Genomic DNA, 24890 nt, shown 5'->3' on the forward strand with positions numbered 1-24890 from the left:
ACCCAGACAAGCAGCACAACATGAGAAATGAGAATCGCGTGACCGCCAGGATCCCCCCGGTACTTCGACCGGAGCATCCGTCGGCCCGATCTCTCGCCGAGCTCGCGAGCGCGTTCGGTCTCGACCACCGCGGTTCGCTCGACACTGTGGAGATCACGGGAGTGACTCTCTCCACCGCCGACCTGCACCCCGGCGACCTCTACATCGGCATGCCGGGCGCCCACAGCCACGGTGCCAGCTACGCCGAGCGTGCCAAGGAGGGCGGCGCCGTCGCCGTGCTGACCGACGCCGCGGGGGCCGAACTGGCCGCCTCGTCCGGGCTCCCCATCCTCGTCGTCGATTCGCCGCGCGCCGCGCTCGGCGAGATTTCCGCCTGGGTCTACCGCACCAACGAGCACCCGCCGCTGCTGTTCGCCACGACGGGCACCAACGGCAAGACCTCCACGTCGTACCTGCTCGAGGGCATCCTCAAGCAGCTCGGCCTCGTGACCGGGCTCAGCTCCACGGCCGAGCGCCACATCGGCGACCTCACCGTGGTGAGCCGCCTCACGACCCCCGAGGCCAGCGAGATGCACGCCCTGCTCGCCCGCATGCGCGAGAGCGAGGTGCGCGCCGTCGTCGTCGAGGTGAGCGCCCAGGCCCTCAGCCGCAACCGCGTCGACGGACTGCTGTTCGACGTCGTCGCGTTCACGAACCTGAGCCACGACCACCTCGACGACTACGCCGACATGGAGGAGTACTTCTACGCGAAGCTCCCGCTCTTCCAGCCCGACCGCGGAAAGCGCGGCGTCGTCTCGCTCGACTCGCCCTACGGCCAGCGTGTCGTCGACGAGTCGCGCATCCCGCTCACGACAATCTCGTCGACCCCCGGCGTCGTGGGGGAGTGGAACGTCGACATCACGGCCGAGGAGGCCGCGTACACCGCGTTCACCCTCACCGGCCCCGAGGGCCGTTCGCTATCGAGCCGGGTTCCGATCATCGGCCGCCACATGGCCGCCAACGGCGCGCTCGCCATCGTGATGCTCGTCGAGGCGGGTTTCGAACTCGAGGCCATCGGCCAGGCCCTCGAGCCGAGCGAGGACAACCCGGAGGGCGGCATCGACGCCTACCTCCCCGGCCGCACGGAGCGCGTCTCGGGCGACCGCGGGCCCAGCGTCTTCGTCGACTTCGGCCACAGCCCCGATGCGTTCCTCAACACCCTCGATGCCGTGCGCACCTTCACCACCGGCAAGGTCATCATGGTGTTCGGCGCCGACGGCGACCGCGACGCGACCAAGCGGCACGAGATGGCGCGGGTCGCATCCGAGGGTTCCGACATCCTCGTGATCACCGACCACCACCCCCGTTTCGAGAACGCGGCCTCGATCCGCGCGACCCTCGTCGAGGGTGCGGCTCTTGCCGAGCATCAGGCCGAACTGCACGAGGTGAGCCCGCCGGAGAAGGCGATCCGCGTCGCCGTGTCGCTCGCTCAGGAGGGTGATTCGATCCTCTGGGCCGGCCCCGGACACCAGGACTACCGCGACATCGAGGGCGTACGCACGCCCTACTCGGCACGCGAAGAGGCCCGCGCGGCCCTGCGCGAAGCCGGCTGGGACGAAGCCGGCCGGGTGTGATCGTCGCCATCGCCGGCAGGCGTGCAGCGTCAACCCGCGTCCTGCTGGACGCGTTGCTCGCCGATGTCGCCCACACGTTCACCACCGACCCGGCCGAGGCCGACGTCGTGGTGCTGTTCGACGCTGAATCCGACCTCGGTCGTCTGCGCGACGAGGTCTTGGTCGTCGCCTATGCGGATGACCCCGCCCTCGCACAGGCAACGCAGCAGCTCGCGGCTCGGGTCGTGACCTTCGGGTTGGCTGCGTCGAACGACGTGCGGGCCGAGGCGATCGAGTCGACCGTCGATGGCACGGGCTTCGTGCTCGTCTCCGGCGACTCCAGCGCGCCCGTCGCCGTCAGCGTGCTCGGCGAATCGGTGGTTCCGCTCGTGCTCGCCGCCCTCGCGGTGACGGCCGCGGCGGGCATCCCGACTGCGCAGTCCATCGCGGCCCTCGCCGGGCTCACCGAGCTGGCCCCCCACGACATGCGCGTCGCGCGCCCCGAGCCCGGGGTCCTGATCGTCGACGACACCGCCGACGGCTCGCCACGCTCCACCGCCGACGCCCTCAAGGCGCTCGCCCAGTTCACCACCGACGGAACCCGTTCGGTCGCCGTGCTGGGCGAACTCGACCTGCCCGCACACGCCGACGCCATCGACTCCCGCGACGAACACGACCGAATCGGCCGCCTCGTCGTGCGGCTGAACGTGTCACGGCTCATCGTCGTCGGGCAGTCGGCACGCCACATCCATAACGCTGCCGGCCTCGAAGGTTCGTGGGACGGGGAGTCGGTGCTCGTCGATACCCTCGATGAGGCATACGATTTGCTGCGGGACACCGAGCTCTCATCGAGCCGCACCGAACCAGTGGTGCTGCTCGTGAAGTGCGGCGCATCCGCGAATCCCGGCGACCTGGTAGACAGACTTGCCCTCACCACACGATCAAGAAGGGCGACCTAAATGATCGCGCTCCTCACGGGGGCGGGCTTCTCGCTCATCTTCACGCTGCTCACCACACCGCTGTTCATCAAGCTGTTCAACCGCATCGGGTGGGGCCAGTTCATCCGCGACGACGGCCCCCAGTCGCACCACGCCAAGCGCGGCACACCGACGATGGGCGGCATCGTCTTCATCATCGGCGCGGTGCTCGGCTACTTCGTCGGTCACCTCGTCGCGGACGCGCCGTTCACGCTCGTCGCGTTCCTCGTGATGTTCCTCATGGTGGGCCTCGGTGCCGTCGGCTTCCTCGACGACTTCCTGAAGACGCGCAACCAGCGCAGCCTCGGCCTCGGTGGCTGGTCGAAGATCCTCGGCCAAGTGATTGTCGCAGCGATCTTCGCCGCGATCGCGCTGAACTTCCCCGACGAGAACAATCTGACCCCGGTCTCCAAGATGCTCGACGGGGTGCAGCACACCTACATCTCGTTCGTGCGTGACATCGAGTGGCTCGACTTCGCGACCTTCGGCCTGATCGGCGGCGGGATCCTGTTCGCCCTCTGGTCGATCATCATCGTGGTGAGCGCCTCGAACGGCGTCAACGTCGCCGACGGTCTCGACGGCCTGGCAACCGGGGCCTCGATCCTTGCCATCACGTCGTACATCTTCATCGGCTTCTGGCAGAACAACCAGTCGTGCTTCAACCCCAATGTCTACGACGACGTCGACCTCGCGTTCAAGTGCTACCAGGTGCGTGACCCGCTCGACCTCGCCGTCATCGCGGCGTGCATCGTGGGAAGCCTCATCGGATTCCTCTGGTGGAACACCAGCCCCGCGCAGATCTTCATGGGCGACACCGGCTCGCTCGGCCTCGGCGGCGCCCTCGCGGCCCTCGCGATCCTCACCCGCACCGACCTCCTCCTCGTGTTCATCGGCGGCCTGTTCCTCATCGTCACCGGTTCGGTGATCCTGCAGCGGGCATACTTCAAGATCACCAAGGGCAAGCGCATCTTCCTGATGAGCCCCCTCCACCACCACTTCGAACTCAAGGGCTGGGCCGAGATCACCGTCGTGGTGAGGTTCTGGATTATCGCGGGCCTCTTCGTCGCCGCCGGCGTCGGAATCTTCTACCTCGAATGGGCGACAGCGCGACCGTGACGGATCTGACAACACTCACGAGCTGGCACTCCGACTGGGAGGGCCTGCGCGTAGCCGTGCTGGGGCTCGGGATGACCGGGTTCGCCGCGGCAGACACGCTCGTCGAACTCGGCGCCGAGGTGCTCGTCGTCGCGGCCAGCGCTCCCGCGGAGACGGCCGACCTGCTCGACGTGATCGGCGCCGAGCTCTTGCACGAGCCGAACCTCGATACCGTTCCGCAGCGGCTCGCCGACTTCGCCCCCGAACTCGTGATCGTCTCGCCGGGCTTCCACCCCGACCACGCCCTCCTGTTGTGGGCGGCGGCCGCGGGCATCGCCGTATGGGGCGACATAGAACTCGCCTGGCGGGTGCGCGACAAGGTGCGCGCCGCCGAGTGGATCACCGTCACCGGAACCAACGGCAAGACCACGACCGTGCAGCTCACGGCCCACCTGCTCGCCACGGCCGGCCACCGCGTCGCCGCGGTGGGCAACATCGGGGTACCCGTGCTCGACGCGGTGCGCGACCCGATCGGCTTCGACGTGCTCGTCGTCGAGCTGTCGAGCTATCAGCTGCACTGGATCAACCAGACTCCCGAGGGGGCGATCTCGCCGTTCGCGAGCGTCTGCCTGAACCTCGCGGACGACCACCTCGACTGGCACGGCTCGGCCGACGCCTACGCCGCGGCCAAGGGCAAGGTCTACGACAACACGCGCGTCGCCTGCGTCTACAACCTCGACGACGACGCGACGCGGCACATGGTCGAAGAGGCCGACGTGGTCGAAGGATGCCGCGCCATTGGCTTCGGACTCGGTGCGCCCGGCCCCAGCGACCTCGGCATCGTCGACGGCATCATCGTGGACCGTGCGTTCCACGACGACCGCCGCAACTCCGCGTTCGAGCTCACCACCCACGGCGAGTTGGCGCAGGCGGGACTCACGGCGCCGCACTCCGTTGCGAACGTGCTCGCGGCATCCGCCCTCGTGCGCGCCTTCGGGGTCGCCCCCGCGGTCGTCCGCGAGGCCATCGCGACCTTCCGAATCGACCACCACCGCACCGAGACGGTGCTCGAGTCCGACGGCGTGCTCTGGGTCGACGACTCCAAGGCCACCAATCCGCACGCTGCGCAGGCCGCCCTGCTCGCGTTCGACCCGATCGTCTGGGTCGTCGGCGGACTGCTCAAGGGCGTCGACATCGACCCGCTCGTCGAACAGAACGTCAAGCGGCTGCGGGCCGCGATCATCATCGGCGAGGATCGGCTGGCGCTTCGCTCGGCATTCGCGCGACACGCGCCCTCCCTCCCGGTGTTTGAGGTTCAGGCAACCGAGACTGATGGGGTAATGCCGCAGGTCGTGCGATTCGCGATCGCGGCCGCTCAGCCCGGCGACACGGTCCTCCTGGCACCGGCCGCAGCATCCATGGACCAGTTCGACAGCTATTCCGACCGCGGCAGACAGTTCGCCGCAGCGGTGCACGACCAGACGAGAACCACGAACCCAGGAGGTGCAGCGGATGACGACGACACGCGATCCGGGCACGAACCGGGCCCGGACACCACGGCCGCCTGAGCCGACTGAGTCGAACGAACCGAACGGTTCGAACCGGCGAACGGCTCCGCCCAAGACCGACTCGCCCAAGACCGACTCGGGGCCGGCCGTCGTCGTCGGAGTGCGCAAGCTGTTCCAGGCGGAGACACCCAACTACTTCCTGCTGCTCGGCACCACGATCTTCCTGGTGGCCTTCGGGCTCGTGATGGTGCTGTCGTCGTCGTCGGTGGAGTCGCACCTCGAGAGCGACGACTTCTTCGCCTCGTTCTCGAAGCAGGGCCTCTTCGCGCTGATCGGCGTGCCGTTTATGCTCGTCGCCTCCCGCATGCCGATCACCTTCTGGAAGCGCTGGGCCTGGCCCGCGATCTTCGTCGGCATGGGCCTGCAGCTGCTCGTCTTCGTGCCGGGAATCGGCTGGGGCTACGGCGGCAACCAGAACTGGATCCGGATCGGTAACATCAGCGCGCAGCCCTCCGAGGTCCTGAAGCTGGCCGTGATCGTCTGGATCGCCTTCATCCTCACCACCAAGCCGGGCGTTATGGGCAACTGGAAGCAGCTGGTGCTCACCATCGGCCCCGTCGCGGGCGCGGCCATCGGCCTCGTGCTGTTCGGCCAGGACCTCGGCACCGTGGTCGTCATGGCGCTGATCGTCTACGCCTGCCTCTTCATCGCGGGCGTCAAACTCAGCTGGCTCGTGACCTCCGCGGTGCTCATCGGCACCTTCGGCATCCTCTTCGCCTTCTCCGGCGAGTCCCGCACCGAGCGCATCAACGCCTGGATCAACGGCTGCACCACCGCCCAGTACGAGACCTTCTGCTGGCAACCGACACACGGCAAGTGGGCGCTCGCGTCCGGCGGCTTCTTCGGCGTCGGGCTCGGCAACTCCAAGGCCAAGTGGTCGTGGCTGCCCGAGGCGGACAACGACTACATCTTTGCGATCATCGGCGAAGAACTCGGCCTCATCGGCGCGGTCGTGGTGCTCGTGCTGTTCATCGTGCTGGCCTTCGCGTTCATCCGCGTCATCCGCTCGAACAACGACCCCTTCGCGCGCATCGTAACCGCGGGCGTCGGCATCTGGATCGTCGGACAGGCTTTCATCAACATCGCCGTGGTGCTCGGCGTGCTCCCGGTGCTCGGGGTGCCGCTGCCGCTCATCTCCGCCGGCGGGTCCGCGCTCATCGCGACGCTGCTCGCTATCGGTGTGGTGCTGTCGTTCGCGCGGGAACCGTCGACCGCTCCCGATGCGCCCCTCGCTCCCGGCCCGCGCACCGCCGGCTCCCCGCGCGGGCGTCGACAGACCCCGCAGGCCCCGACGGTCGCGCAGACCCCGGCCGAACGCTCGCGCCTCGCTGCCGCCGAGCGCGCCCGAAGCTCCCAGCGCGCGCAGGCCTCGCAGCGCACCCAAGCCTCACAGAATCGAACCACCCGTTGACCACCTATCTCCTCGCGGGCGGTGGAACGGCCGGACACGTCAACCCGCTCCTGGCCACCGCCGACCGCATCGTCGACCGTCACCCCGAATCATCCGTTCTCGTGCTCGGAACCAAGGAGGGACTCGAGGCGCGCCTCGTGCCCCTGCGTGGCTATGAACTGCTGACAATCGCCCGACTGCCCTTCCCCCGGCGACCGAACGCGGCCGCGCTGCGCTTCCCGAAGGCGTTCGCGAATGCCGTCGCCGAGACGCGGGCCATCATCCGCGACCGCGGGGTCGACGTCGTCGTCGGGTTCGGCGGGTACGCCTCCGCGCCGGCCTACATCGCGGCCTGGCGCGAGAAGGTGCCCCTTGTCGTGCACGAGGCCAACGCCAAGCCGGGCATCGCCAACCGGCTCGGCAGCTGGGTCACCGACTACGTCGGCGTCGCGTTCGCCTCCACCCGGCTGCGCCATCGCCGCCTCGTCGGCATGCCGTTGCGTCGCGAGGTCGAGACCCTGGACCGTCACGCCGAGCGCGCCGCCGCGATCCGATACTTCAAGTTGGATGAAACGAAGCCCACGCTTCTCGTGACGGGCGGCTCGAGCGGCGCCCGCAGCGTCAACGCCACCGTGTCCAACGCCATCGCCCTCATCCTCGGGGCCGGTTGGCAGGTCGTGCACATCGCGGGTGCGAAGTCCGAGGTCGTCGACCCCGGGCTCGCCGGGTACCGGCTGCTGAAGTACTGCGACCGCATGGAGCTCGCGATGGCCGTCGCCGACCTCGCCGTCTCGCGTGCCGGTTCGGCGACCGTCAGCGAATTCTCGGCCGTCGGCGTTCCCGCGGTCTACGTTCCGTACCCGGTGGGCAACGGCGAGCAGCGGTTCAACGCGGCCGACGCGGTCGCCGCCGGGGGAGCACTGCTCGTCTCCGACGCCGACTTCACCCCCGACTGGGTGCTCTCGATGCTCGTGCCGCTGTTGCTCGACCGCGCGCTCATCGCCGAGATGGCTGCAAGCGTCACGAGCGTCGGTATGCTCGACGGCGCCGACCGCATGGTCGACCTCATCGATGTGGCCCTGACCGACACGGCCCTGACCGAGCCCACAGCAGAGAAGTAAAATCGAGACCGATGATCTATCCTGACTTTTCCCAGCCGCTCCCCGGCGACCTCGGCCCCGTGCACTTCGTCGGCATCGGCGGCTCGGGAATGAGTGGTATCGCCCGACTCTTCCTCGCCGCCGGACACACGGTGACCGGCTCCGACCGCAGCGAGAACCACAACACCGAGGCACTGCGCGCGCTCGGCGCCACGGTGCACATCGGCCACGCCGCCGCCAACCTCGGCGACGCCGACGCGCTCGTCTTCACCGGTGCGCTCTGGCCCGACAACCCCGAGTACCTCGCGGCGGTCGAGCGGGGCATCCCGGTCCTCCACCGCTCGCAGGCGCTCGCGTGGCTCATCAGCGGACAGCGCCTCATCGCGGTTGCCGGAGCCCACGGCAAGACCACCTCGACGGGCATGATCATCACCGCCCTGCTCGAGACGGGTGCCGACCCGAGCTTCGTCAACGGCGGTGTCATCCAGTCGATCGGTACGAGCGCCGCGGCGGGCAGCGGCGAGCTCTTCGTGATCGAGGCCGACGAGTCCGACCGCTCGTTCCTCCTCTACGACAAGGCGGTCGCCCTCGTCACGAACGTCGACGCCGACCACCTCGACCTCTACGGTTCGCACGAGGCGTTCGACGATGCCTTCGTCGAATTCACCTCGACCGCGCGCGAGCTCGTCGTCATCTCGAGCGACGACCCGGGCGCCGTGCGGGTCACCCGCGCGCTGCGGGAGAAGGCCGACGCTCCGCGCATCCTGACCTTCGGCGAAGACGCCGCGTCCGACGTGCGCCTGCACTCGATCGTGGCCGACGGCCCGGTCTCGTTCAGTCTCGCCTGGCAGGGCGTCGACTACGCGGCCCGCCTGCGGGTGCCGGGCGTTCACAACGCCCTCAACGCGGCTGGTGCCTTCGCCGCCCTCGTCGGCCTGGGATTCGAGCCGGAAGCGACGCTCGCCGGCATCGAGGCGTTCGGCGGCACCGAGCGCCGCTTCGAGCTGCACGGCGTCGTGCGGGGCGTGAGCGTCTACGACGACTACGCCCACCACCCGACCGAGGTGGCCGCGGCCCTGTCCGCCGCCCGCAGCGTGGTGGGGGAGGGCAGGCTCATCGCGATCCACCAGCCCCACCTCTACAGCCGCACCCAGCTCATGGCCGGCGACTTCGCCCGGGTCTACGAGCAGCTGGCCGACCAGACCATCGTGCTCGACGTCTTCGGTGCGCGCGAAGACCCGATCGAGGGCGTCACCGGCGCCCTCGTCTCCGAGCGTTTCAGCGACGCCGGGCGGGTCGACTACCTCCCCGACTGGCAGCAGGCGGCCGACCGCGCCGCGGCGATCGCCCGCCCGGGCGACATCATCATGACGCTCAGCTGCGGGGACGTGTACCGCATCGTGCCGCAGGTGCTCGAGGCGCTCGCGCAGCCGGCCACCGCGGCGAACCAGGGCTAGCGGCAACGGTGAAGAGGCCAGAAGGGTTCGACCCCAAAGGCCCGGACGCTGACGCGTCGGGCAAGCAGCGCGCACCCCGCAGGGGCGCCGCGCAGCCGCCGACGAACCGCCAGGTGCCGACGAAGACGCAGCCCCCCGCGGCCGTCCAGCCGCCCACACCACCGACGAGCCCCCGAGAGCCGTCCACACAGCGTCGGCCCGCCACACCGACGACCCAGCCGCGGCAGTCCGGTACCGCCGGGGGACCACGTCGGCCGGTGCTGCCGGGCAGCGTGACCTCGCCCCCTGAGCCGTCGACAGCCCCGCGCGAACCCAGGCGGCTCTTCCCCGACCGTGAGCCGCGTGACAAGCGCGAAGCGCGAATCACGCCCGAGCCAGCGGCGAAGTCGGCACGCACACCGAAGGCACCCAAACAACCCACCGCCGCCACCACCGAGCGCGAGGCCCGCCGCGAGCTCGCCCGCGCCGCCCGTGCGCGCCGACGTTTCGAACGAGGCGAGGTCAAGCGGTTCACCCGCCGGTCGCGCAGCCGCCGCCGGGTGTGGATCTCGCTCGCCGGCGTCGCAGCGGTGCTCATCGGGGTGCTCGCCGTCGCGGTCTACTCCCCGCTGCTCGCGCTCCGCACGGTGTCCGTCGACGGCACCGCGCGCGTCAACGCGCAGGAGGTCGTCGACGCCGTCGACTCCCAGCTGGGCACTCCGCTCGCCCTCATCGACTACGGCGACATCACCGAGAAGCTCGCCGACTTCCCGCTCATCCGCAGCTACGTCACCGAGATGGTGCCGCCGGACACCCTCGTCATCCACATCGTCGAGCGCGCGCCGGTCGCCGCCGTCGTCAACGGTCCCGAGTTCGACCTGCTCGATCCCGCCGGCGTGGTCGTGCAGTCGAGCACGACGCGTCCCGACGGCGTGCCGATCATCAGCATCGGCGACCAGGGGGTCGAGAGCGCGGCGTTCGCCTCCGTCATCGAGGTGCTCCTCGCACTGCCGCCCGAACTGCTCCCGCAGGTCGACACCATCTCGGCCACCACAAAAGACAACGTGACCTTCTCGCTGCGCGGTGTCGGGCAGACCGTCGTCTGGGGCAGTTCCGAGAACTCCGCCTACAAGGCGAAGGTCTTGGCCGCGATGGTGGCCAACGAGGATGCCGCGGCGAAGGTCGAATACGACGTGTCGGCTCCCGGCAGCGTCGTGGTCACTCCGAAATAGGTTCGGTTTCGCGTCATCCGTCGCTCGCGCCCCGATTGTTTGCGACACGCTGAGAGTCCTACACCTCCTCGCCAAGCGCCCGACCTACCCTCAGAGCAGTAAAAGATAAACTGAGTATAACTTTAGACCTCAAGTAGAGGTTGAGAGTTTCGGTACTGATTTCCAGCGGAGGCCGGACGTGACATCAAACCAAAACTACCTAGCCGTGATCAAGGTCGTCGGCATAGGCGGCGGCGGCGTCAACGCCGTCAACCGCATGATCGAACTCGGTCTGCGGGGCGTTGAATTCATCGCCATCAACACCGACGCGCAGGCCCTGCTGATGAGCGACGCCGATGTCAAGCTCGACGTCGGTCGCGAACTCACCCGCGGCCTCGGCGCGGGCGCCGACCCGGAGGTCGGCCGACGTGCCGCCGAAGACCACGCGGAGGAGATCGAAGAGGCCCTCGCCGGGGCCGACATGGTCTTCGTCACCGCGGGCGAGGGTGGCGGAACCGGAACCGGCGGCGCCCCCGTCGTCGCGCGCATCGCCAAGTCGATCGGCGCGCTCACCATCGGTGTGGTCACGAAGCCGTTCGGCTTCGAGGGCAAGCGCCGCGCCTCGCAGGCCGAGATCGGTGTCTCCACCCTCAAGAACGAGGTCGACACCCTCATCGTCGTTCCCAACGACCGTCTGCTCGAGATCAGCGACCGCGGCATCAGCATGCTCGAGGCGTTCGCCACGGCAGACCAGGTGCTTCTCGCCGGTGTCCAGGGCATCACCGACCTCATCACGACCCCCGGTCTCATCAACCTCGACTTCGCCGACGTCAAGTCGGTCATGCAGGGCGCGGGATCGGCCCTCATGGGAATCGGATCCGCGCGCGGCGCCGACCGCTCGATCAAGGCGGCAGAACTCGCGGTCGCCAGCCCGCTGCTCGAGGCGTCGATCGACGGCGCCCACGGTGTGCTCATCTCGATCCAGGGCGGTTCGAACCTCGGTATCTTCGAGATCAACGACGCGGCCCGGCTCATCCAGGAGGCCGTGCACCCCGAGGCGAACATCATCTTCGGAGCGGTCATCGACGACACCCTCGGCGACGAGGTGCGCGTCACCGTGATCGCCGCGGGCTTCGACGGGGGCGAGCCGGCTCCGAAGGCGCTCGAGTCGAAGCGCACCAACTTCGTCGCTGCGGAGTCCGGCCAGCCGGTCGCTCCCGCCGCCGCGGCAGCCGAACCCCGTCCCGAGGCCAGTGCGTGGACTCCCGAGCCCGAGAGCGTTCCGTCGGCCCCCGTCGACCGCACGTTCGACGACGACGAGAGCAACGACCTCGACATCCCGGACTTCCTCAAGTAGGTGCAGTCCACACCGTCTCTCGCCGACCGCCTCGCGCTCGTCCGCTCAGCTGTCGCTGACGCCGTGCGCGAGGCCGGCCGTGCCGAGAGCGAGGTGACGACCATCGTCGTCACCAAGTTCCACCCCGCGAGCCTCGTGCGGGAACTTGCCGCGCTCGGCGTGACCGACGTGGGCGAGAACCGGCAGCAGGAGGCGAGCGAGAAGGCCGCGGAACTCGCCGACCTCGATCTCGCCTGGCACTTCATCGGGCAGCTGCAGAGCAAGAAGACCCGGGCCGTGCTGGCCTTCGCGAGCGCCATCCACTCGCTCGACCGTCCGTCGCTCGTGACGGCGCTCGGCAACGCGCTCGAGCCGGGTGCCAGCGTCGACGCCTTCATCCAGCTCAACCTCACCGACGACCCGGCGCGCGGGGGAGTGCGACCGGTCGACCTCGAACCGCTGGCCGAATCCGTGCTCGCGACCGACGGCATCCGTATGCGCGGACTCATGGCAGTCGCTCCGCTCGATTCCGACCCCCGCGCGCAATTCGCGCGCGTGCGCAAGCTCGGCGAGAGGGTGCAAAGGATGGCCCCGGATGCCACGGACCTCTCCATGGGGATGTCGGGCGATTACCGCGCCGCCATCCTCGAAGGCGCGACACACCTACGCATCGGCACGGCAATCACGGGAAACCGGCCGGTCGCCGGTTAATCTGGCTGCACGAGCTATCACCGGAGGAACACAATGGCAGGTCCACTGCGCAAGACCATGGTTTACCTTGGCCTCGCTGACGAAGAATACGACTACGAAGCAGCGCAGCCGAGTGCCCCAGCCGCACCCGCGGCCCACACCCCCGCTGCGGCGCACAACGGCCCCGCACAGGGTGCTGCCTCGAACAGCGCGCCGACCCAGAACCGCGCCCCCGTTACCCCGCTGCGTCGCCCTACGGCCGCACGCCAGGCAGGACCCGCAGACATGAACGAGATCCTCACGGTTCACCCCCAGCACTACAAAGACGCGCAGATGATCGCGGAGAACTTCCGCGAGGGCATCCCCGTCATCATCAACCTGTCGCAGATGAGCGAGCCCGACGCCCGCCGTCTGGTCGACTTCGCGAGCGGACTCTCTCAGGGTCTGTATGGAAAGATCGAGCGTGTGACGGGCAAGGTCTTCTTGCTGTCTCCCGCCCACGTCGTTGTGAGCGGCGATCACGCCGAGGCCGAGACCGACGTCGAAGCATCCTTCTTCTCGCAGCCGTGATCTCCGATTTCCGGGCGCGGGCCTGTGTTGCTCGCAACGCAGGTGCGCCCGCTGAGCATGTGATGGCCCAGTGAACGGTGTTTCCGTAATAGCGACGATTATCTATGTCGCGTTGAATATCTTCGTCGTCGTGATGTGGGCGCGGTTCGTGCTCGACCTCGTGGCAATGCTCGCGAGGGACTGGCGCCCGCGCGGCTTCGTCCTCGTGCTGGCCGAATTGGCGTACACGATCACCGATCCTCCGGTGAAGGCCGTGCGTAAAATCGTTCCTCCGCTGCGCGCCGGCGGCATCCAGATCGACTTTTCCTGGAGCATCGTGCTCATCGCCACGATCATCCTCAGCTATATCGTCGCGGGATTTATCAATTAGTCTCGCGCATGTACTCTGGAGAGCATTGATCAGCTCGATAGGGACCAATCTGGGGCGACCAAAGCTCCCGTGAAGTATTTGTAGCGTTAGCTAAACGTTACGTTCAGTTTGAGAAAGTTTTAGAGGTGACGGATATGGCTTTGACTCCCGAAGACGTAGTCAACAAGCGGTTCCAACCAACGAAGTTCCGCGAAGGTTATGACCAGGATGAGGTCGACGACTTCCTCGACGAGGTAGTGGTCGAGCTCCGACGTCTCAATCAGGAGAACGAAGAACTCCGCCAGCGTCTGATCGCGAGCGACTCGCGCATCAACGAACTGCAGCGCAGCCAGGGTTCGGCCCCGGCCGCGGCACCCAGCTTCGTCTCGGCTCCCACCGAGTCGTTCAGCCAGCCCGAGCCGGCGAGCCAGCCCGAGGCCCCCGTCGAGGCGCCCGCCGCACAGCCGGCGCCCGCGTCGTACGCCGCCCCCGACACCTCGGTCGACCCCAACAACACGAACAACCTCCTGCAGCTCGCTCGTCGCCTGCACGAGGAGCACGTGCGTGAGGGTGTCGAGAAGCGCGACGCGCTCATCGCCGAGGGCCACGAAGAAGCCACCCGCGTCGTCCAGGAGGCGGAGGCCGCCCAGCGTGCCGCCGCAGCCGAGGCGGAGGCCGCCCAGCGCGCCGCCGCGGCAGAAGCGGAGGCCGCCCAGCGCGCCGCCGCAGCCGAGGCCGAATCCGCCCAGCGTGCGCAGCTCGCGACCCTCGAGCAGGAGCGTCAGCGGCTCGAGCAGGAGCGTCAGCAGCTCGAGGGCAAGGTCGAGGAGCTCCGCAACTTCGAGCGCGACTACCGCCAGAAGCTGAAGAGCTACATCGAGGGCCAGTTGCGCGAGCTCGACTCGACCAACGCGATCGGCAACTCGAACGGTTCGTCGTCGGCCTACGCCGCACCGAGCGGCCAGTCGAACGCTGCTAACTACACGGGTTTTGCCGGCACCAACTAGCACCGCCACGGAGGCCAGTGCGCCGAAGGTCAGGTTTCTGGCCCTCGGTGTGCTGGCCCTCGTTGCTGTGTGCGTCTACGCCCTCGACCAGCTCGCCAAGTTCCTGATCGTCGAGAACCTCACCGAACGCCAGCCCGTCGAGGTCATCGGCCACCTCGTGCAGTTTTACTTCGTGAAGAACGCGGGCGCGGCGTTCTCGCTGGGTAGCGGCAGCACCTGGATCTTCGCGATCATCGCCTCCGCTGTCGCCATCTTTATAGTCGCGTTCGCCCCGCGCATCCGCTCGCTCGCCTGGGCCGCCCTGTTCGGCCTGCTGCTCGGCGGCAACCTGGGCAACCTCACCGACCGGCTCTTCCGCGAGCCCGGCTTCGGCGTGGGGCACGTCATCGACTTCATCCAGGTGCAGTATTTCCCCGCCATCTTCAACGTCGCCGACATCGCTATCGTCGCGAGCATGGGAGTCTTCATCATCCTCACCGTCCGCGGTGTGCCCCTCTCGGGCAAGCAGCCCGCGATTTCGCAGACGATCGCTCCGGATGCCACGTCTACGGATGTCTCGTAGTGGAAACCCGTAGCCTTCCCGTGCCCAACGGCCTCGTCGGCCAGCGCGTCGACGCCGCCATCGCCAAACTGCTCGGTTTCTCGCGCACCTTCGCCGCCGAGGTGGCCGAGGCCGGGGGAGTGACCGCCGACGGCGTCGTGCTCGGCAAGTCCGACCGCCTGCAGGATGGCGCATGGCTCGAGGTCTCGTGGGAGGACAAGCACGCCCCCGAGGTCGTTCCCGTCGTCGTCGCCGATCTCGGCATCGTCTACGACGACGACGATTTCGTCGTCATCGACAAGCCCGTGGGCGTCGCCGCTCACCCCTCGGTCGGTTGGACCGGCCCCACCGTGCTCGGCGCCCTCGCCGGCGCCGGCTTCCGCATCTCCACCTCGGGAGCGTCCGAGCGCGCGGGAATCGTGCACCGGCTCGACGTCGGCACGAGCGGCCTTATGGTCGTCGCCAAGTCGGAGCGCGCGTATACCGAGCTCAAGCGCCAGTTCCACGACCGCGAGGTCGAGAAGATCTACCACGCCGTCGTGCAGGGCCACCCCGACCCGCTCGCCGGAACCATCGACGCGCCGATCGGGCGCCACCCCGGCAGCTCGTGGAAGTTCGCCATCACGGCCGACGGCAAGCCCTCCGTCACGCACTACGAGACGCTCGAGGCCTTCCCCAGCGCGTCACTGCTGGAGGTGCACCTGGAGACGGGACGCACGCACCAGATCCGCGTGCACATGGCGGCGCAGCGTCATCCGTGCGTCGGCGACGCGATGTACGGCGCAGACCCGACCATCAGCGCCAGACTGGGGCTCTCGCGACAGTGGCTGCACGCCATGAAACTGGAGTTCACCCATCCGGGCAGCGGGGAGCGGGTGCGCTTCGAATCGCGCTACCCCGACGACCTGCAGCACGCCCTCGATGTCCTCCGTGAGGCTTAGGCTTAACCCCTCCCGATCGTCCGTCGTTCTCTTCTAGTCGGAGTTGTTTTGCCCAGTAACGATTCATTCGTTCACCTGCATGTCCACAGCGAGTATTCGATGCTCGACGGCGCGGCGCGCGTCGGCCCGCTCATGAAAGCCGCGGCGGCTGAGGGCATGCCCGCGATCGCCATGACCGACCACGGAAACATGTTCGGCGCCTACGACTTCTGGAAACAGGCCACGGCCAACGGTGTCAAACCGATCATCGGCACCGAGGCCTACATCACTCCTGGCACGGCCAGGGGCGACCGCACGCGCGTGCGCTGGGGTGGCCAGCACCAGAACCAGGACGACGTCGGCGGTTCCGGTTCGTACACCCACATGACGCTGCTCTCCGAGAACAACGAGGGCATGCACAACCTGTTCCGGTTGTCGTCGCTCGCCTCGATCGAGGGCTTCTACTTCAAGCCGCGCATGGACCGCGAACTGCTCAGCCAGTACGGCAAGGGCATCATCGCGACCACCGGTTGCGTGGGCGGCGAAGTGCAGACCCGCCTGCGGCTCGGACAGTACGAGGAGGCCAGGCAGGCCGCATCCGACTTCCAAGACATCTTCGGCAAGGAGAACTTCTTCGCCGAGGTCATGGACCACGGCATCGACATCGAGCGCCGCACGATGCAAGACCTGTTCCGGCTCGCCAAAGAGCTCGACATGCCGCTCGTCGCCACCAACGACCTGCACTACACGCACGCCCACGACGCCACGGCACACGCCGCGCTGCTCTGCGTGCAGTCGGCCTCGACCCTCGACGACCCGAACCGCTTCAAGTTCGACTCCGACGAGTTCTACCTCAAGTCGGCGGCGCAGATGCGTCACCTCTTCCGCGACCACCCCGAGGCTTGCGACAACACGCTGCTCATCGCCGAGCGCTGCGAGGTCAACTTCGAGCACCGCGACCTCATGCCGCGCTTCCCGGTCCCCGAGGGCGAGACCGAGGCCAGCTGGTTCGAGAAAGAGGTCGCGGCCGGCATGATGCGCCGGTTCCACAACGCGCCCTCCGAGGCCCACCTGGCGCAGGCCAAGTACGAGGTCGACGTCATCAAGCAGATGGGGTTCCCCGGCTACTTCCTGGTAGTCGCCGACTTCATCACCTGGGCCAAGCAGCAGGGCATCCGTGTGGGTCCCGGCCGTGGTTCCGCCGCCGGCTCGATGGCCTCGTACGCGATGGGCATCACCGAGCTCGACCCGCTGGCGCACGGCCTCATCTTCGAGCGCTTCCTCAACCCCGACCGCGTCTCCATGCCCGACGTCGACGTCGACTTCGACGACCGGCGCCGCGGCGAGGTCATCCGCTACGTCACCGACAAGTACGGCGACGACCGCGTCGCGCAGATCGTGACCTACGGCACCATCAAGGCGAAGCAGGCGCTGAAAGACTCGTCGCGTGTTCTCGGCATGCCGTACTCGGTCGGCGAGAAGCTGACCAAGGCCATGCCTCCGGCCATCATGGGCAAGGACATCGCGCTCGGCGACATCATGAACAAGGATGCGCCCCGCTGGAAAGAGGCGAGCGACATCCGGGCGGTCATCGAGACCGACATGGAGGCCGCCAAGGTCTTCGAGACCGCGCTCGGCATCGAGAACCTCAAGCGCCAGTGGGGGGTGCACGCGGCAGGTGTCATCCTGTCGGCGGAGCCGCTCCTCGACGTGCTGCCGATCATGAAGCGCGAAGACGACGGCGCCATCATCACCCAGTTCGACCAGCCGCCGCTCGAAGACCTCGGCCTGATCAAGATGGACTTCCTCGGGCTGCGCAACCTGACGATCATCGAAGACGCGCTCAAGATGATCGAGAAGAACACGGGCTCGAAGCTCGTGATCGAAGACCTCGACCTCGACGCCGACCAGAAGACCTACGACCTGCTCGCCCGCGGCGACACGCTCGGCGTGTTCCAGCTCGACGGCGGGCCGATGCGCGCGCTGCTCAAGCAGCTCAAGCCCACCAGCTTCGAAGACATCTCGGCCGTCATCGCCCTCTACCGCCCCGGGCCCATGGGCATGAACTCGCACACCAACTACGCCCTGCGTAAGAACGGTCTGCAGGCGATCGAGGCCATCCACCCCGAACTCGAAGAGCCACTGCGCGAGAGCCTCGGCATAACCTACGGTCTCATCGTCTACCAAGAGCAAGTGATGTTCGTGGCGCAGAAGGTCGCCGGGTTCTCGCTCGGCCAGGCCGACGTGCTGCGCCGCGCGATGGGCAAGAAGAAGAAGAGCGAGCTCGACAAGCAGTTCGCCGACTTCGAGGCCGGAATGGTCGGCAACGGCTACAGCGCGGGCGCCGTCAAGGTGCTCTGGGACACCCTGATGCCCTTCGCCGACTACGCGTTCAACAAGGCGCACTCGGCCGGCTACGGCGTGCTCAGCTACTGGACCGCGTACCTCAAAGCCAACTACCCCGCCGAGTACATGGCGGCGCTGCTCACGAGCGTCGGCGACTCGAAAGACAAGCTCGGCATGTACCTCAACGAGTGCCGCCGCATGGGCATCAAGGTGCTCGCGCCCGACGTCAACGAGTCGTTCGTCGACTTCACCGCCGTACCGACCGCCGAGGGCGCCACCGGCATCGGCGACATCCGCTTCGGCCTCGGTGCCGTGCGCAACGTCGGCGCCAACGTCGTCGAAGGAATCCGCGCGGCGCGCGAGGCGAAAGGACGCTTCGAGTCGTTCCACGACTTCCTCGCCAAGGTGCCGCTGCAGGTCACGAACAAGCGCACCGTCGAGTCGCTCATCAAGGCGGGCGCGTTCGACTCGCTGGGTTCGACGCGCCGGGCGCTGCTGGAGATCCACGAAGACGCCGTCGACGGCTCGGTCAACGTCAAGCGCACCGAGGCGACGGGGCAGGCCGGCTTCGACTTCGACAGCCTCTTCGACGAGCCGCAGGAGACCAGCAAGGTCCCCGACCGCCCCGAGTGGGCCAAGCGCGACAAGCTCGCCTTCGAGCGCGAGATGCTCGGCCTCTACGTCTCCGACCACCCACTCGCCGGGCTCGAGGTCGCACTCGCCAAGCACGCGAGCGCCACGATCACCGACCTGCTCGCGGGCGAGGTGGCGGGCGACGGCGAACACGTCACGGTCGCCGGACTCATCACCAGCGTGCAGCACCGCGTGGCCAAGAACTCGGGCAACCAGTACGGCATCATCTCGGTGGAGGACTTCGGCGCCCAGATCGACGTGATGTTCCTCGGCAAGGCCTACCAGGAGTTCGCGCCCGAACTCGTCAACGACTCCGTGGTGGTCATCCGCGGACGGGTGAGCCTGCGCGACGACGGCATGAACCTGCACGGCTCGAGCCTGATGGTGCCCGAACTCGGCCAGGGCGGCGTCGCCGGATCGATCATGATCTCGCTGCCCGACACGAGGGCGACGCCGCCGACGATCCGCGCGCTCAAAGAAATGCTGCTGCGCCACAAGGGCGACGGCGAGGTGCGCCTGCGACTGACCAAGGGCGACACGGGCCGCATCTACGAGGTGCCCTACTCGGTGCAGACCACCGGGGACTTCTTCGGCGAACTGAAGAGCCTGCTCGGGCCCGGCTGCCTGGTGTAGCCGGGCCGGTGGGCGGCCGCGCACGTGGCCGCCGCACACGTGGCCGCCGCACATGAGGCGATTCCGGCGATATGAGCCAACCGCGGCTGGCTCATTTCGCCGAAACCGGCTCGGTACCGGTCGGCACTCGCCTGGTAGTGCTTGGGGCCGTCCTCCACAGGGTGCGTTATGCACCGGATCGCGTTCGGCGTGCCGGTGGCCACTCCGCTGGACCACGCTCGGGGGATGTCTAAACTCCCCGTTCTTTTCTTGAGCCGCGAGGCCGAGCAGCTCGGCTCCGCGCGTCTGTTGCGGCAGCAGTGCGCGGCCGGGATCTTCACGCGCGTCGCGCCCGGCGTCTATGTGGATCGTGCCGAATGGACCGGGCTGAATGACGACGACCGCTATCGCGTCCGCGTGCGTGCGGCGGCTTCGCGTTCCGCCCCCGGGTCACAGTTCTCACACGACTCGGCAGCTGCGATGCTGCGCCTGCCTTCGATCGGAGCATGGCCGGCGAGGGTACACGAACTCGTGGCACCGGCCGCCGGCGGTACCTCGCGCCGGGGCATCCTGCGACACGGCCTCGGTCTCGACCCGAGGGCGACGGAGATCGACGGCGTGTGCGTCACCTCCATCGAGCGCACAGTGATCGACGTGGCGTGCACCACGACCTTCGTGCGCTCGGTCGCCATGATCGATCAGGCGCTGCGGCCCGAGCGGGAGGGCGAGCCGCGTTGGAACCTCGGTATCCCACTCGCGACGAAGCCGGGGCTCCTGACCCTGATCGACGAACTCGACCCGTACCGCGGGCTCGTGTCGGCGCGCCGGGCGGTCGAGTTCGCCGACGGGGGAGCGGGCTCCCCGGCCGAGTCGCTCGGGCGCGTACAGTTCCATGCTCTGCGGTTGCCGCCGCCCGAGTTGCAGGTGCCGTTCTTCGATGACCGGGGTCTCATCGGGTACGCCGACTTCTACTGGCGCGAGTTCGACCTCATCGGCGAGGTCGATGGTCGGTCGAAATACGGGCCGCAGCGGCACTTCCAACGGGGTATCCCGCTCGAAGAACTCCTGTGGCAGGAGAAGCAGCGCGAGGACCGCCTGCGCGCGGCTGTGCGCGCGTTCGTCCGTCTGGATTGGGCGGCATTGAACGACCGCTCCGGTCTCGCCTCGCGCATGTCGCAGCACGGACTAAGGCGCAAATGAGGCTCTTCCGGCGATATGAGCCCGCCGTGCCAGGCTCATCTTGCCGAAAGTGGCTCGCGAACCGGTTGGAGCCGGCGGCCGGCCGCGCTCAGCCCAGCTCGCCCGGCTTCATGTAGGTGCGTTCGTGGTACAGCAGCGCGTCGTCCTCGGCGCCCAGCGCGCCCTCTTCGATCTGCACGACGACAACCGCGTTGTTGTGCACCGGGTGCACCTCGATGATGCGGCCGACCATCCAGGCCGTGACATCCTTCAGGATCGGCACCCCGTGCGGGCCGGGCGCCCAGTGACCGCCGACGAACCGCACCGCGTTGTCCGCGGCCAGCTTCTCGGCCTGGTGCCGCGACCGCGGGCCGAGCGTGTGGATGGCGACGCGGTTTCCGACCGTCATGGCGGGCCAGGCGCTCGCGATGCGAGCCATGTTGAACGTGACGAGCGGCGGCACCGCGGCGAGGCTCGCGAGGCTCGTGGCCGTGAAGCCGACCGGGCTGCCCTCGGGGGACAGCGACGTGATCGCCGCAACTCCCGCGGCGTGCCGGCGGAAGGTCTGCTTGAAGGCCTCCAGGTCGCCGGGCTGCTCGACGGGCGGTTGCGAGCCTGGATCGTGAGGGGGAGTGGTCTCGTTCATACGCAGGTATCAATCATCAGCGGGCTTTGCCTATTCCCTGCACGTCGTCACCGGTGCACACAACTAACATGGTGAGGCCATGATCCAACTCATTGACCTCCGTGACCTCCAGCCTAATCGCGTCGACCTCACCGAACTGATTCCCCGTTCCCAGAACGACCCCTCCCAGGTCACCGACGTGGCGCAGGGCCTCATCGACGCCGTTCGCGAGCGCGGCGAAGCCGCCCTGCTCGACCAGGCCGAGCGCCTCGACGGGGTGCGCCCCGCGCAGATCCGCATCCACGCCGACGAGATCAACAGGGCCGTCCGCGACCTCGACCCCGCGGTTCGCGACGCGATCGAGGAGGCCATCCGCCGCGTCACGATCGCCTCGCAGGCTCAGCTTCCCGCACCCGTCGTCACGACCCTCGGCGACGGCGCCCAGGTCATCCAGCGCTGGCAGCCGGTCAAGCGGGTCGGTCTCTACGTTCCGGGCGGCAAGGCGGTCTACCCGTCGAGCGTCGTGATGAACGTCGTTCCGGCACAGGTCGCCGGCGTGTCATCCATCGCTCTCGCCTCTCCCGCACAGAAGCACTTCGACGGTTCCGTGCACCCGACCATCCTCGCGGCCGCCGGCCTGCTCGGAGTCGACGAGGTCTACGCCATGGGCGGCGCGGGCGCGGTCGGCGCCTTCGCCTACGGCGTGCCGTCGATTGGGCTCGACCCGGTGCACGTCATCACCGGCCCCGGCAACCAGTACGTCACGGCGGCCAAGCGCCTCGTGCGCGGTGTCGCCGGGATCGACTCCGAGGCCGGCCCCACCGAGATCCTGGTGATTGCGGATGCCACGGCCAACGCCCGCCTCATCGCCGCCGACCTCGTCAGCCAGGCCGAACACGACGAACTGGCTGCCGCGGTTCTCGTCACCGACTCCCCGGAGCTCGCCGAGCGCGTGCGCGTCGAACTCGTGTCGGTTGCCGCGTCCACCCACCACACCGCGCGCGTCGCGGAGGCTCTCGCCGGCCAGCAGTCGGCGATCGTCCTGGTCGCCGACCTGGCCGCCGCGGCCGCCTTCAGCAACGCCTACGGCCCCGAGCACCTCGAGATCCAGACCGAGGAACCCGGCGCGGTTCTCGACCTCATCGACAGCGCGGGCGCGATCTTCCTCGGCGAGAACTCGCCGGTGAGCCTCGGCGACTATCTGGCTGGCTCGAACCACGTACTGCCGACCGGCGGCCAGTCCCGCTTCTCCTCGGGGCTCGGCGCCTACACGTTCCTGCGCCCGCAGCAGGTCATCAACTACGACCGTGCCGCGCTGCAGGCGGTGGAGGCCCGCATCGTCGCCCTCAGTTCGGCCGAAGACCTGCCCGCGCACGGCGACGCCGTCACGGCCCGGTTCACGCAGCAGTAGCACCGCGGCGCACCGCCGGCCTCCCGCGCCGCGGGGGTGACCGGGGTACAATCGAGCCACCATGTTCTGCCCCTTTTGCCGCCACCCCGACAGCAGGGTCGTCGATTCCCGCACGAGTGACGACGGCATGTCCATCCGCCGCCGTCGCCAGTGCCCCGAGTGCGGCCGTCGTTTCAGCACCACCGAAACCGCGAGTCTCATGGTGATCAAACGCAACGGCGTCGTCGAGCCGTTCAGCCGCGAGAAGATCGTGAGCGGCGTGCGCAAGGCCTGCCAGGGCCGCCCCGTGACCGACACCGATCTCGCGGTTCTCGCGCAGAAGGTCGAGGAGTCCATCCGCGCCACCGGGGCAGCGCAGATCGAGGCGAACGACATCGGCCTCGCGATCCTGCCGCCGCTGCGCGACCTCGACGAGGTGGCCTACCTGCGCTTCGCGAGCGTCTACCAGGGCTTCGACTCGCTCGACGATTTCGAGAGCGCGATCACGTCGCTCCGCGTGGCCCACGCGCACACCGCGGCCCTCGACAAGAGCGGCGAGTAGGCACCCGCGAAGAGCCGCAACCGGTCGGCGCTGTAGCGTTGACCCCAGCATGTACAGACTCTTCTTCTCCACGGTCCTCACCCGCATCGACCCGGAGCGCGCCCACCACCTGGCCTTCATGGTCATCCAGCGGCTGCCGCTCATCGGCATCGGTGCGCTCGTGCGCCGGTTCACCCGGCCCGACCCGAGCCTCGCGGTCTCGGCGCTCGGCCTGACGTTCGACTCGCCGTTCGGTGTGGCGGCCGGGTTCGACAAAGACGGCAAGGCCATCCGCGGACTCGGGCAGCTCGGCTTCGGCCACGTGGAGGTCGGTACCATCACCGCACGCCCGCAGCCGGGCAACCCGCGGCCGCGACTGTTCCGCCTGGTCGCCGACAGCGCCGTCATCAACCGCATGGGCTTCAACAACTACGGCGCCGCCGCCGCGCGCGACCGCCTCGCGAAAGAGGCGTCGCGGTCGTCACGGCCGATCATCGGCGTCAATATCGGTAAGTCCCGGGTGGTCGAGGTGGATGACGCGGTCTCCGACTACCTCGAGAGCACCATGCTGTTGGCGCCGGCCGCCGATTACCTCGTGGTGAACGTGAGCTCGCCCAACACCCCCGGCCTGCGGGGCCTGCAGGAGCTCGACAAGCTGGCGCCCCTGCTCTCCGCCGTGCAGGGCGCCGCGGGAAACACGCCGGTGCTCGTAAAAATCGCGCCCGACCTTTCCGACGGCGAGGTGCGCCGCATCACCGAGCTCGCCCTCGAACTCGGCCTCGACGGCATCATCGCCAACAACACGACCCTGTCGCGCGAGAACCTCGCCACCGACCCCGCGATCGTGACGGCGGCCGGGGCGGGCGGCCTCTCCGGCGCACCACTGGCCGCGCGGTCGCTCGAACTGCTCGTCCTGATCCGGTCGCTCGTGCCGGACGATTTCTGCGTCATCTCGGTCGGCGGCGTCGACACCGCCGCCGACGTGCGCGCGCGTTTGGCCGCTGGGGCCACCCTCGTGCAGGGCTACACCGCGTTCCTCTACCGCGGCCCGTTCTGGGCGAGGTCGATCAACCGCGGACTCGCGGCGCACGGCGCGTAGCCGAAACGAGGCTCAGCCAAAACGAGAAGAGCCCGTCGAGAATCTCGACGGGCTCTTCTCACACTCTGTCAGCTCGGTACCGGGTCAGCTCGGGTACTGGCGGCGCTTGACCTGCGGCTTCGGCAGGCGCATCAGGCGCAGCTGCAGCGCGCGCATCGCGGCGTACCAGCGCAGGCCGGCCTCGACCTTGTCGGCGCCGAACTTCGCGGCCAGCTTCTTACGGATGATGAGCCCGACGATCACGCAGTCGATCACCGCGGCTATGAAGAACAGCCAGAGCAGGCCGAACGCGCCGACCTGGACCTCGGGGGACGGCACGACGGTGGCGATCAGCACGATGACCATCACGGGGATGAGGAACTCGCCGATGCTCGTGCGTGCGTCGATGTAGTCGCGCACGTAACGGCGCTGCACGCCGCGGTCACGGGCGGGCATGTACTTCTCGACGCCGTTGGCCATGCCGATGCGCTGCTTCTCGCGTTCGGTGGCGAGCACGGCGCGCGACTGGCGACGGGCCTCCGCGCGGTCGTTGGACACGAGGGGCCGCTTGCGGGCCTCCTCCTTCTCTTTGCGCGTGGGCGTCGGGCGCCCCTTGCCAGCAGAGGTGCTGTCTTGGTTGAGCTCGTACCGGGCGTCGTTGTCGGTCGAGTTGTCGGTGTTCCTGGCCACGATGAGTCCTTGCG

The 24890-nt window shown here is 68.3% G+C and carries 22 protein-coding genes; 20 read left to right on the plus strand and 2 right to left on the minus strand.

Annotation, left to right across the window (positions count from 1 at the left end; translation table 11 throughout):
• Positions 1-20: 20 nt before the first annotated feature.
• The 17 genes from IEV96_RS02880 (at position 21) to IEV96_RS02960 (ending at position 20573) form a co-directional block, all read left to right on the plus strand.
• A complete protein-coding gene (locus tag IEV96_RS02880; RefSeq protein ID WP_188509198.1) occupies positions 21-1613 on the plus strand; it encodes a Mur ligase family protein in 1593 nt (530 codons plus the stop codon).
• Positions 1610-2551: a UDP-N-acetylmuramoyl-tripeptide--D-alanyl-D-alanine ligase gene (locus tag IEV96_RS02885; RefSeq protein ID WP_188509199.1), complete on the plus strand. Its 942-nt coding sequence runs from the start codon at positions 1610-1612 to the stop codon at positions 2549-2551. The genes IEV96_RS02880 and IEV96_RS02885 overlap by 4 nt, the downstream gene beginning before the upstream one ends.
• On the plus strand, positions 2552-3685 hold the full coding sequence (gene mraY / locus IEV96_RS02890; protein WP_188509200.1) for a phospho-N-acetylmuramoyl-pentapeptide-transferase: 1134 nt from the start codon (positions 2552-2554) through the stop codon (positions 3683-3685).
• Entirely contained in the window at positions 3664-5232 is a 1569-nt protein-coding gene (gene murD / locus IEV96_RS02895) for a UDP-N-acetylmuramoyl-L-alanine--D-glutamate ligase (RefSeq protein WP_188509201.1), read from the plus strand. Before mraY ends, murD begins: the two co-directional genes overlap by 22 nt.
• Entirely contained in the window at positions 5177-6643 is a 1467-nt protein-coding gene (gene ftsW, locus IEV96_RS02900; RefSeq protein ID WP_188509202.1) for a putative lipid II flippase FtsW, read from the plus strand. Before murD ends, ftsW begins: the two co-directional genes overlap by 56 nt.
• Positions 6640-7743: a UDP-N-acetylglucosamine--N-acetylmuramyl-(pentapeptide) pyrophosphoryl-undecaprenol N-acetylglucosamine transferase gene (locus IEV96_RS02905; protein ID WP_188509203.1), complete on the plus strand. Its 1104-nt coding sequence runs from the start codon at positions 6640-6642 to the stop codon at positions 7741-7743. Before ftsW ends, IEV96_RS02905 begins: the two co-directional genes overlap by 4 nt.
• Positions 7744-7754: 11 nt before the next feature.
• Complete coding sequence (gene murC, locus IEV96_RS02910; protein WP_188509204.1) at positions 7755-9179, plus strand: UDP-N-acetylmuramate--L-alanine ligase; 1425 nt, start codon at positions 7755-7757, stop codon at positions 9177-9179.
• 8 nt (positions 9180-9187) lie between these two features.
• Positions 9188-10390 carry an FtsQ-type POTRA domain-containing protein gene (locus IEV96_RS02915; protein ID WP_229732987.1) on the plus strand — a complete coding sequence of 401 codons (1203 nt, stop codon included), beginning with the start codon at positions 9188-9190 and terminating at the stop codon, positions 10388-10390.
• Between the two features lie 178 nt (positions 10391-10568).
• On the plus strand, positions 10569-11726 hold the full coding sequence (gene ftsZ / locus IEV96_RS02920) for a cell division protein FtsZ (protein WP_188509205.1): 1158 nt from the start codon (positions 10569-10571) through the stop codon (positions 11724-11726).
• On the plus strand, positions 11727-12416 hold the full coding sequence (locus IEV96_RS02925) for a YggS family pyridoxal phosphate-dependent enzyme (RefSeq protein WP_188509206.1): 690 nt from the start codon (positions 11727-11729) through the stop codon (positions 12414-12416).
• Positions 12417-12449: 33 nt separating this feature from the next.
• Positions 12450-12965, plus strand: a complete 516-nt coding sequence (locus tag IEV96_RS02930; protein ID WP_188509207.1) for a cell division protein SepF — start codon at positions 12450-12452, stop codon at positions 12963-12965.
• A 70-nt stretch (positions 12966-13035) separates the two neighbouring features.
• Positions 13036-13335, plus strand: a complete 300-nt coding sequence (locus tag IEV96_RS02935; RefSeq protein ID WP_188509208.1) for a YggT family protein — start codon at positions 13036-13038, stop codon at positions 13333-13335.
• Positions 13336-13469: 134 nt separating this feature from the next.
• Entirely contained in the window at positions 13470-14321 is an 852-nt protein-coding gene (locus IEV96_RS02940; RefSeq protein WP_188509209.1) for a DivIVA domain-containing protein, read from the plus strand.
• Positions 14305-14883, plus strand: a complete 579-nt coding sequence (gene lspA / locus IEV96_RS02945) for a signal peptidase II (RefSeq protein ID WP_229732989.1) — start codon at positions 14305-14307, stop codon at positions 14881-14883. The genes IEV96_RS02940 and lspA overlap by 17 nt, the downstream gene beginning before the upstream one ends.
• Positions 14883-15803 carry an RluA family pseudouridine synthase gene (locus tag IEV96_RS02950; protein ID WP_188509210.1) on the plus strand — a complete coding sequence of 307 codons (921 nt, stop codon included), beginning with the start codon at positions 14883-14885 and terminating at the stop codon, positions 15801-15803. The genes lspA and IEV96_RS02950 overlap by 1 nt, the downstream gene beginning before the upstream one ends.
• A gap of 48 nt (positions 15804-15851) precedes the next feature.
• A complete protein-coding gene (gene dnaE / locus IEV96_RS02955) occupies positions 15852-19394 on the plus strand; it encodes a DNA polymerase III subunit alpha (protein WP_188509211.1) in 3543 nt (1180 codons plus the stop codon).
• A 225-nt stretch (positions 19395-19619) separates the two neighbouring features.
• Positions 19620-20573 carry a hypothetical protein gene (locus IEV96_RS02960; protein WP_188509212.1) on the plus strand — a complete coding sequence of 318 codons (954 nt, stop codon included), beginning with the start codon at positions 19620-19622 and terminating at the stop codon, positions 20571-20573.
• Positions 20574-20661: 88 nt separating this feature from the next.
• Here IEV96_RS02960 and IEV96_RS02965 read toward each other — a convergent pair whose 3' ends face one another.
• Positions 20662-21198 carry a flavin reductase family protein gene (locus IEV96_RS02965; protein WP_188509213.1) on the minus strand — a complete coding sequence of 179 codons (537 nt, stop codon included), beginning with the start codon at positions 21196-21198 and terminating at the stop codon, positions 20662-20664.
• Positions 21199-21277: 79 nt separating this feature from the next.
• On the opposite strand from IEV96_RS02965, the gene hisD reads away from it, so the two are divergent.
• From hisD to IEV96_RS02980, 3 genes are all read left to right on the plus strand, one after another.
• On the plus strand, positions 21278-22588 hold the full coding sequence (gene hisD, locus IEV96_RS02970) for a histidinol dehydrogenase (RefSeq protein ID WP_188509214.1): 1311 nt from the start codon (positions 21278-21280) through the stop codon (positions 22586-22588).
• Positions 22589-22649: 61 nt separating this feature from the next.
• Positions 22650-23129, plus strand: a complete 480-nt coding sequence (nrdR, locus tag IEV96_RS02975) for a transcriptional regulator NrdR (protein WP_188509215.1) — start codon at positions 22650-22652, stop codon at positions 23127-23129.
• Between the two features lie 49 nt (positions 23130-23178).
• Positions 23179-24207, plus strand: coding sequence for a quinone-dependent dihydroorotate dehydrogenase (locus tag IEV96_RS02980; protein ID WP_188509216.1), 1029 nt, complete (start codon positions 23179-23181; stop codon positions 24205-24207).
• Positions 24208-24291: 84 nt separating this feature from the next.
• Here IEV96_RS02980 and IEV96_RS02985 read toward each other — a convergent pair whose 3' ends face one another.
• Positions 24292-24876 (minus strand): DUF3043 domain-containing protein, encoded by a 585-nt coding sequence (locus IEV96_RS02985; RefSeq protein WP_229732992.1) that lies wholly within the window; start codon positions 24874-24876, stop codon positions 24292-24294.
• Positions 24877-24890 lie beyond the last annotated feature (14 nt).

The sequence above is a fragment of the Conyzicola nivalis genome (assembly GCF_014639655.1).
GTDB classification, from domain to species: Bacteria; Actinomycetota; Actinomycetes; order Actinomycetales; family Microbacteriaceae; genus Conyzicola; species Conyzicola nivalis.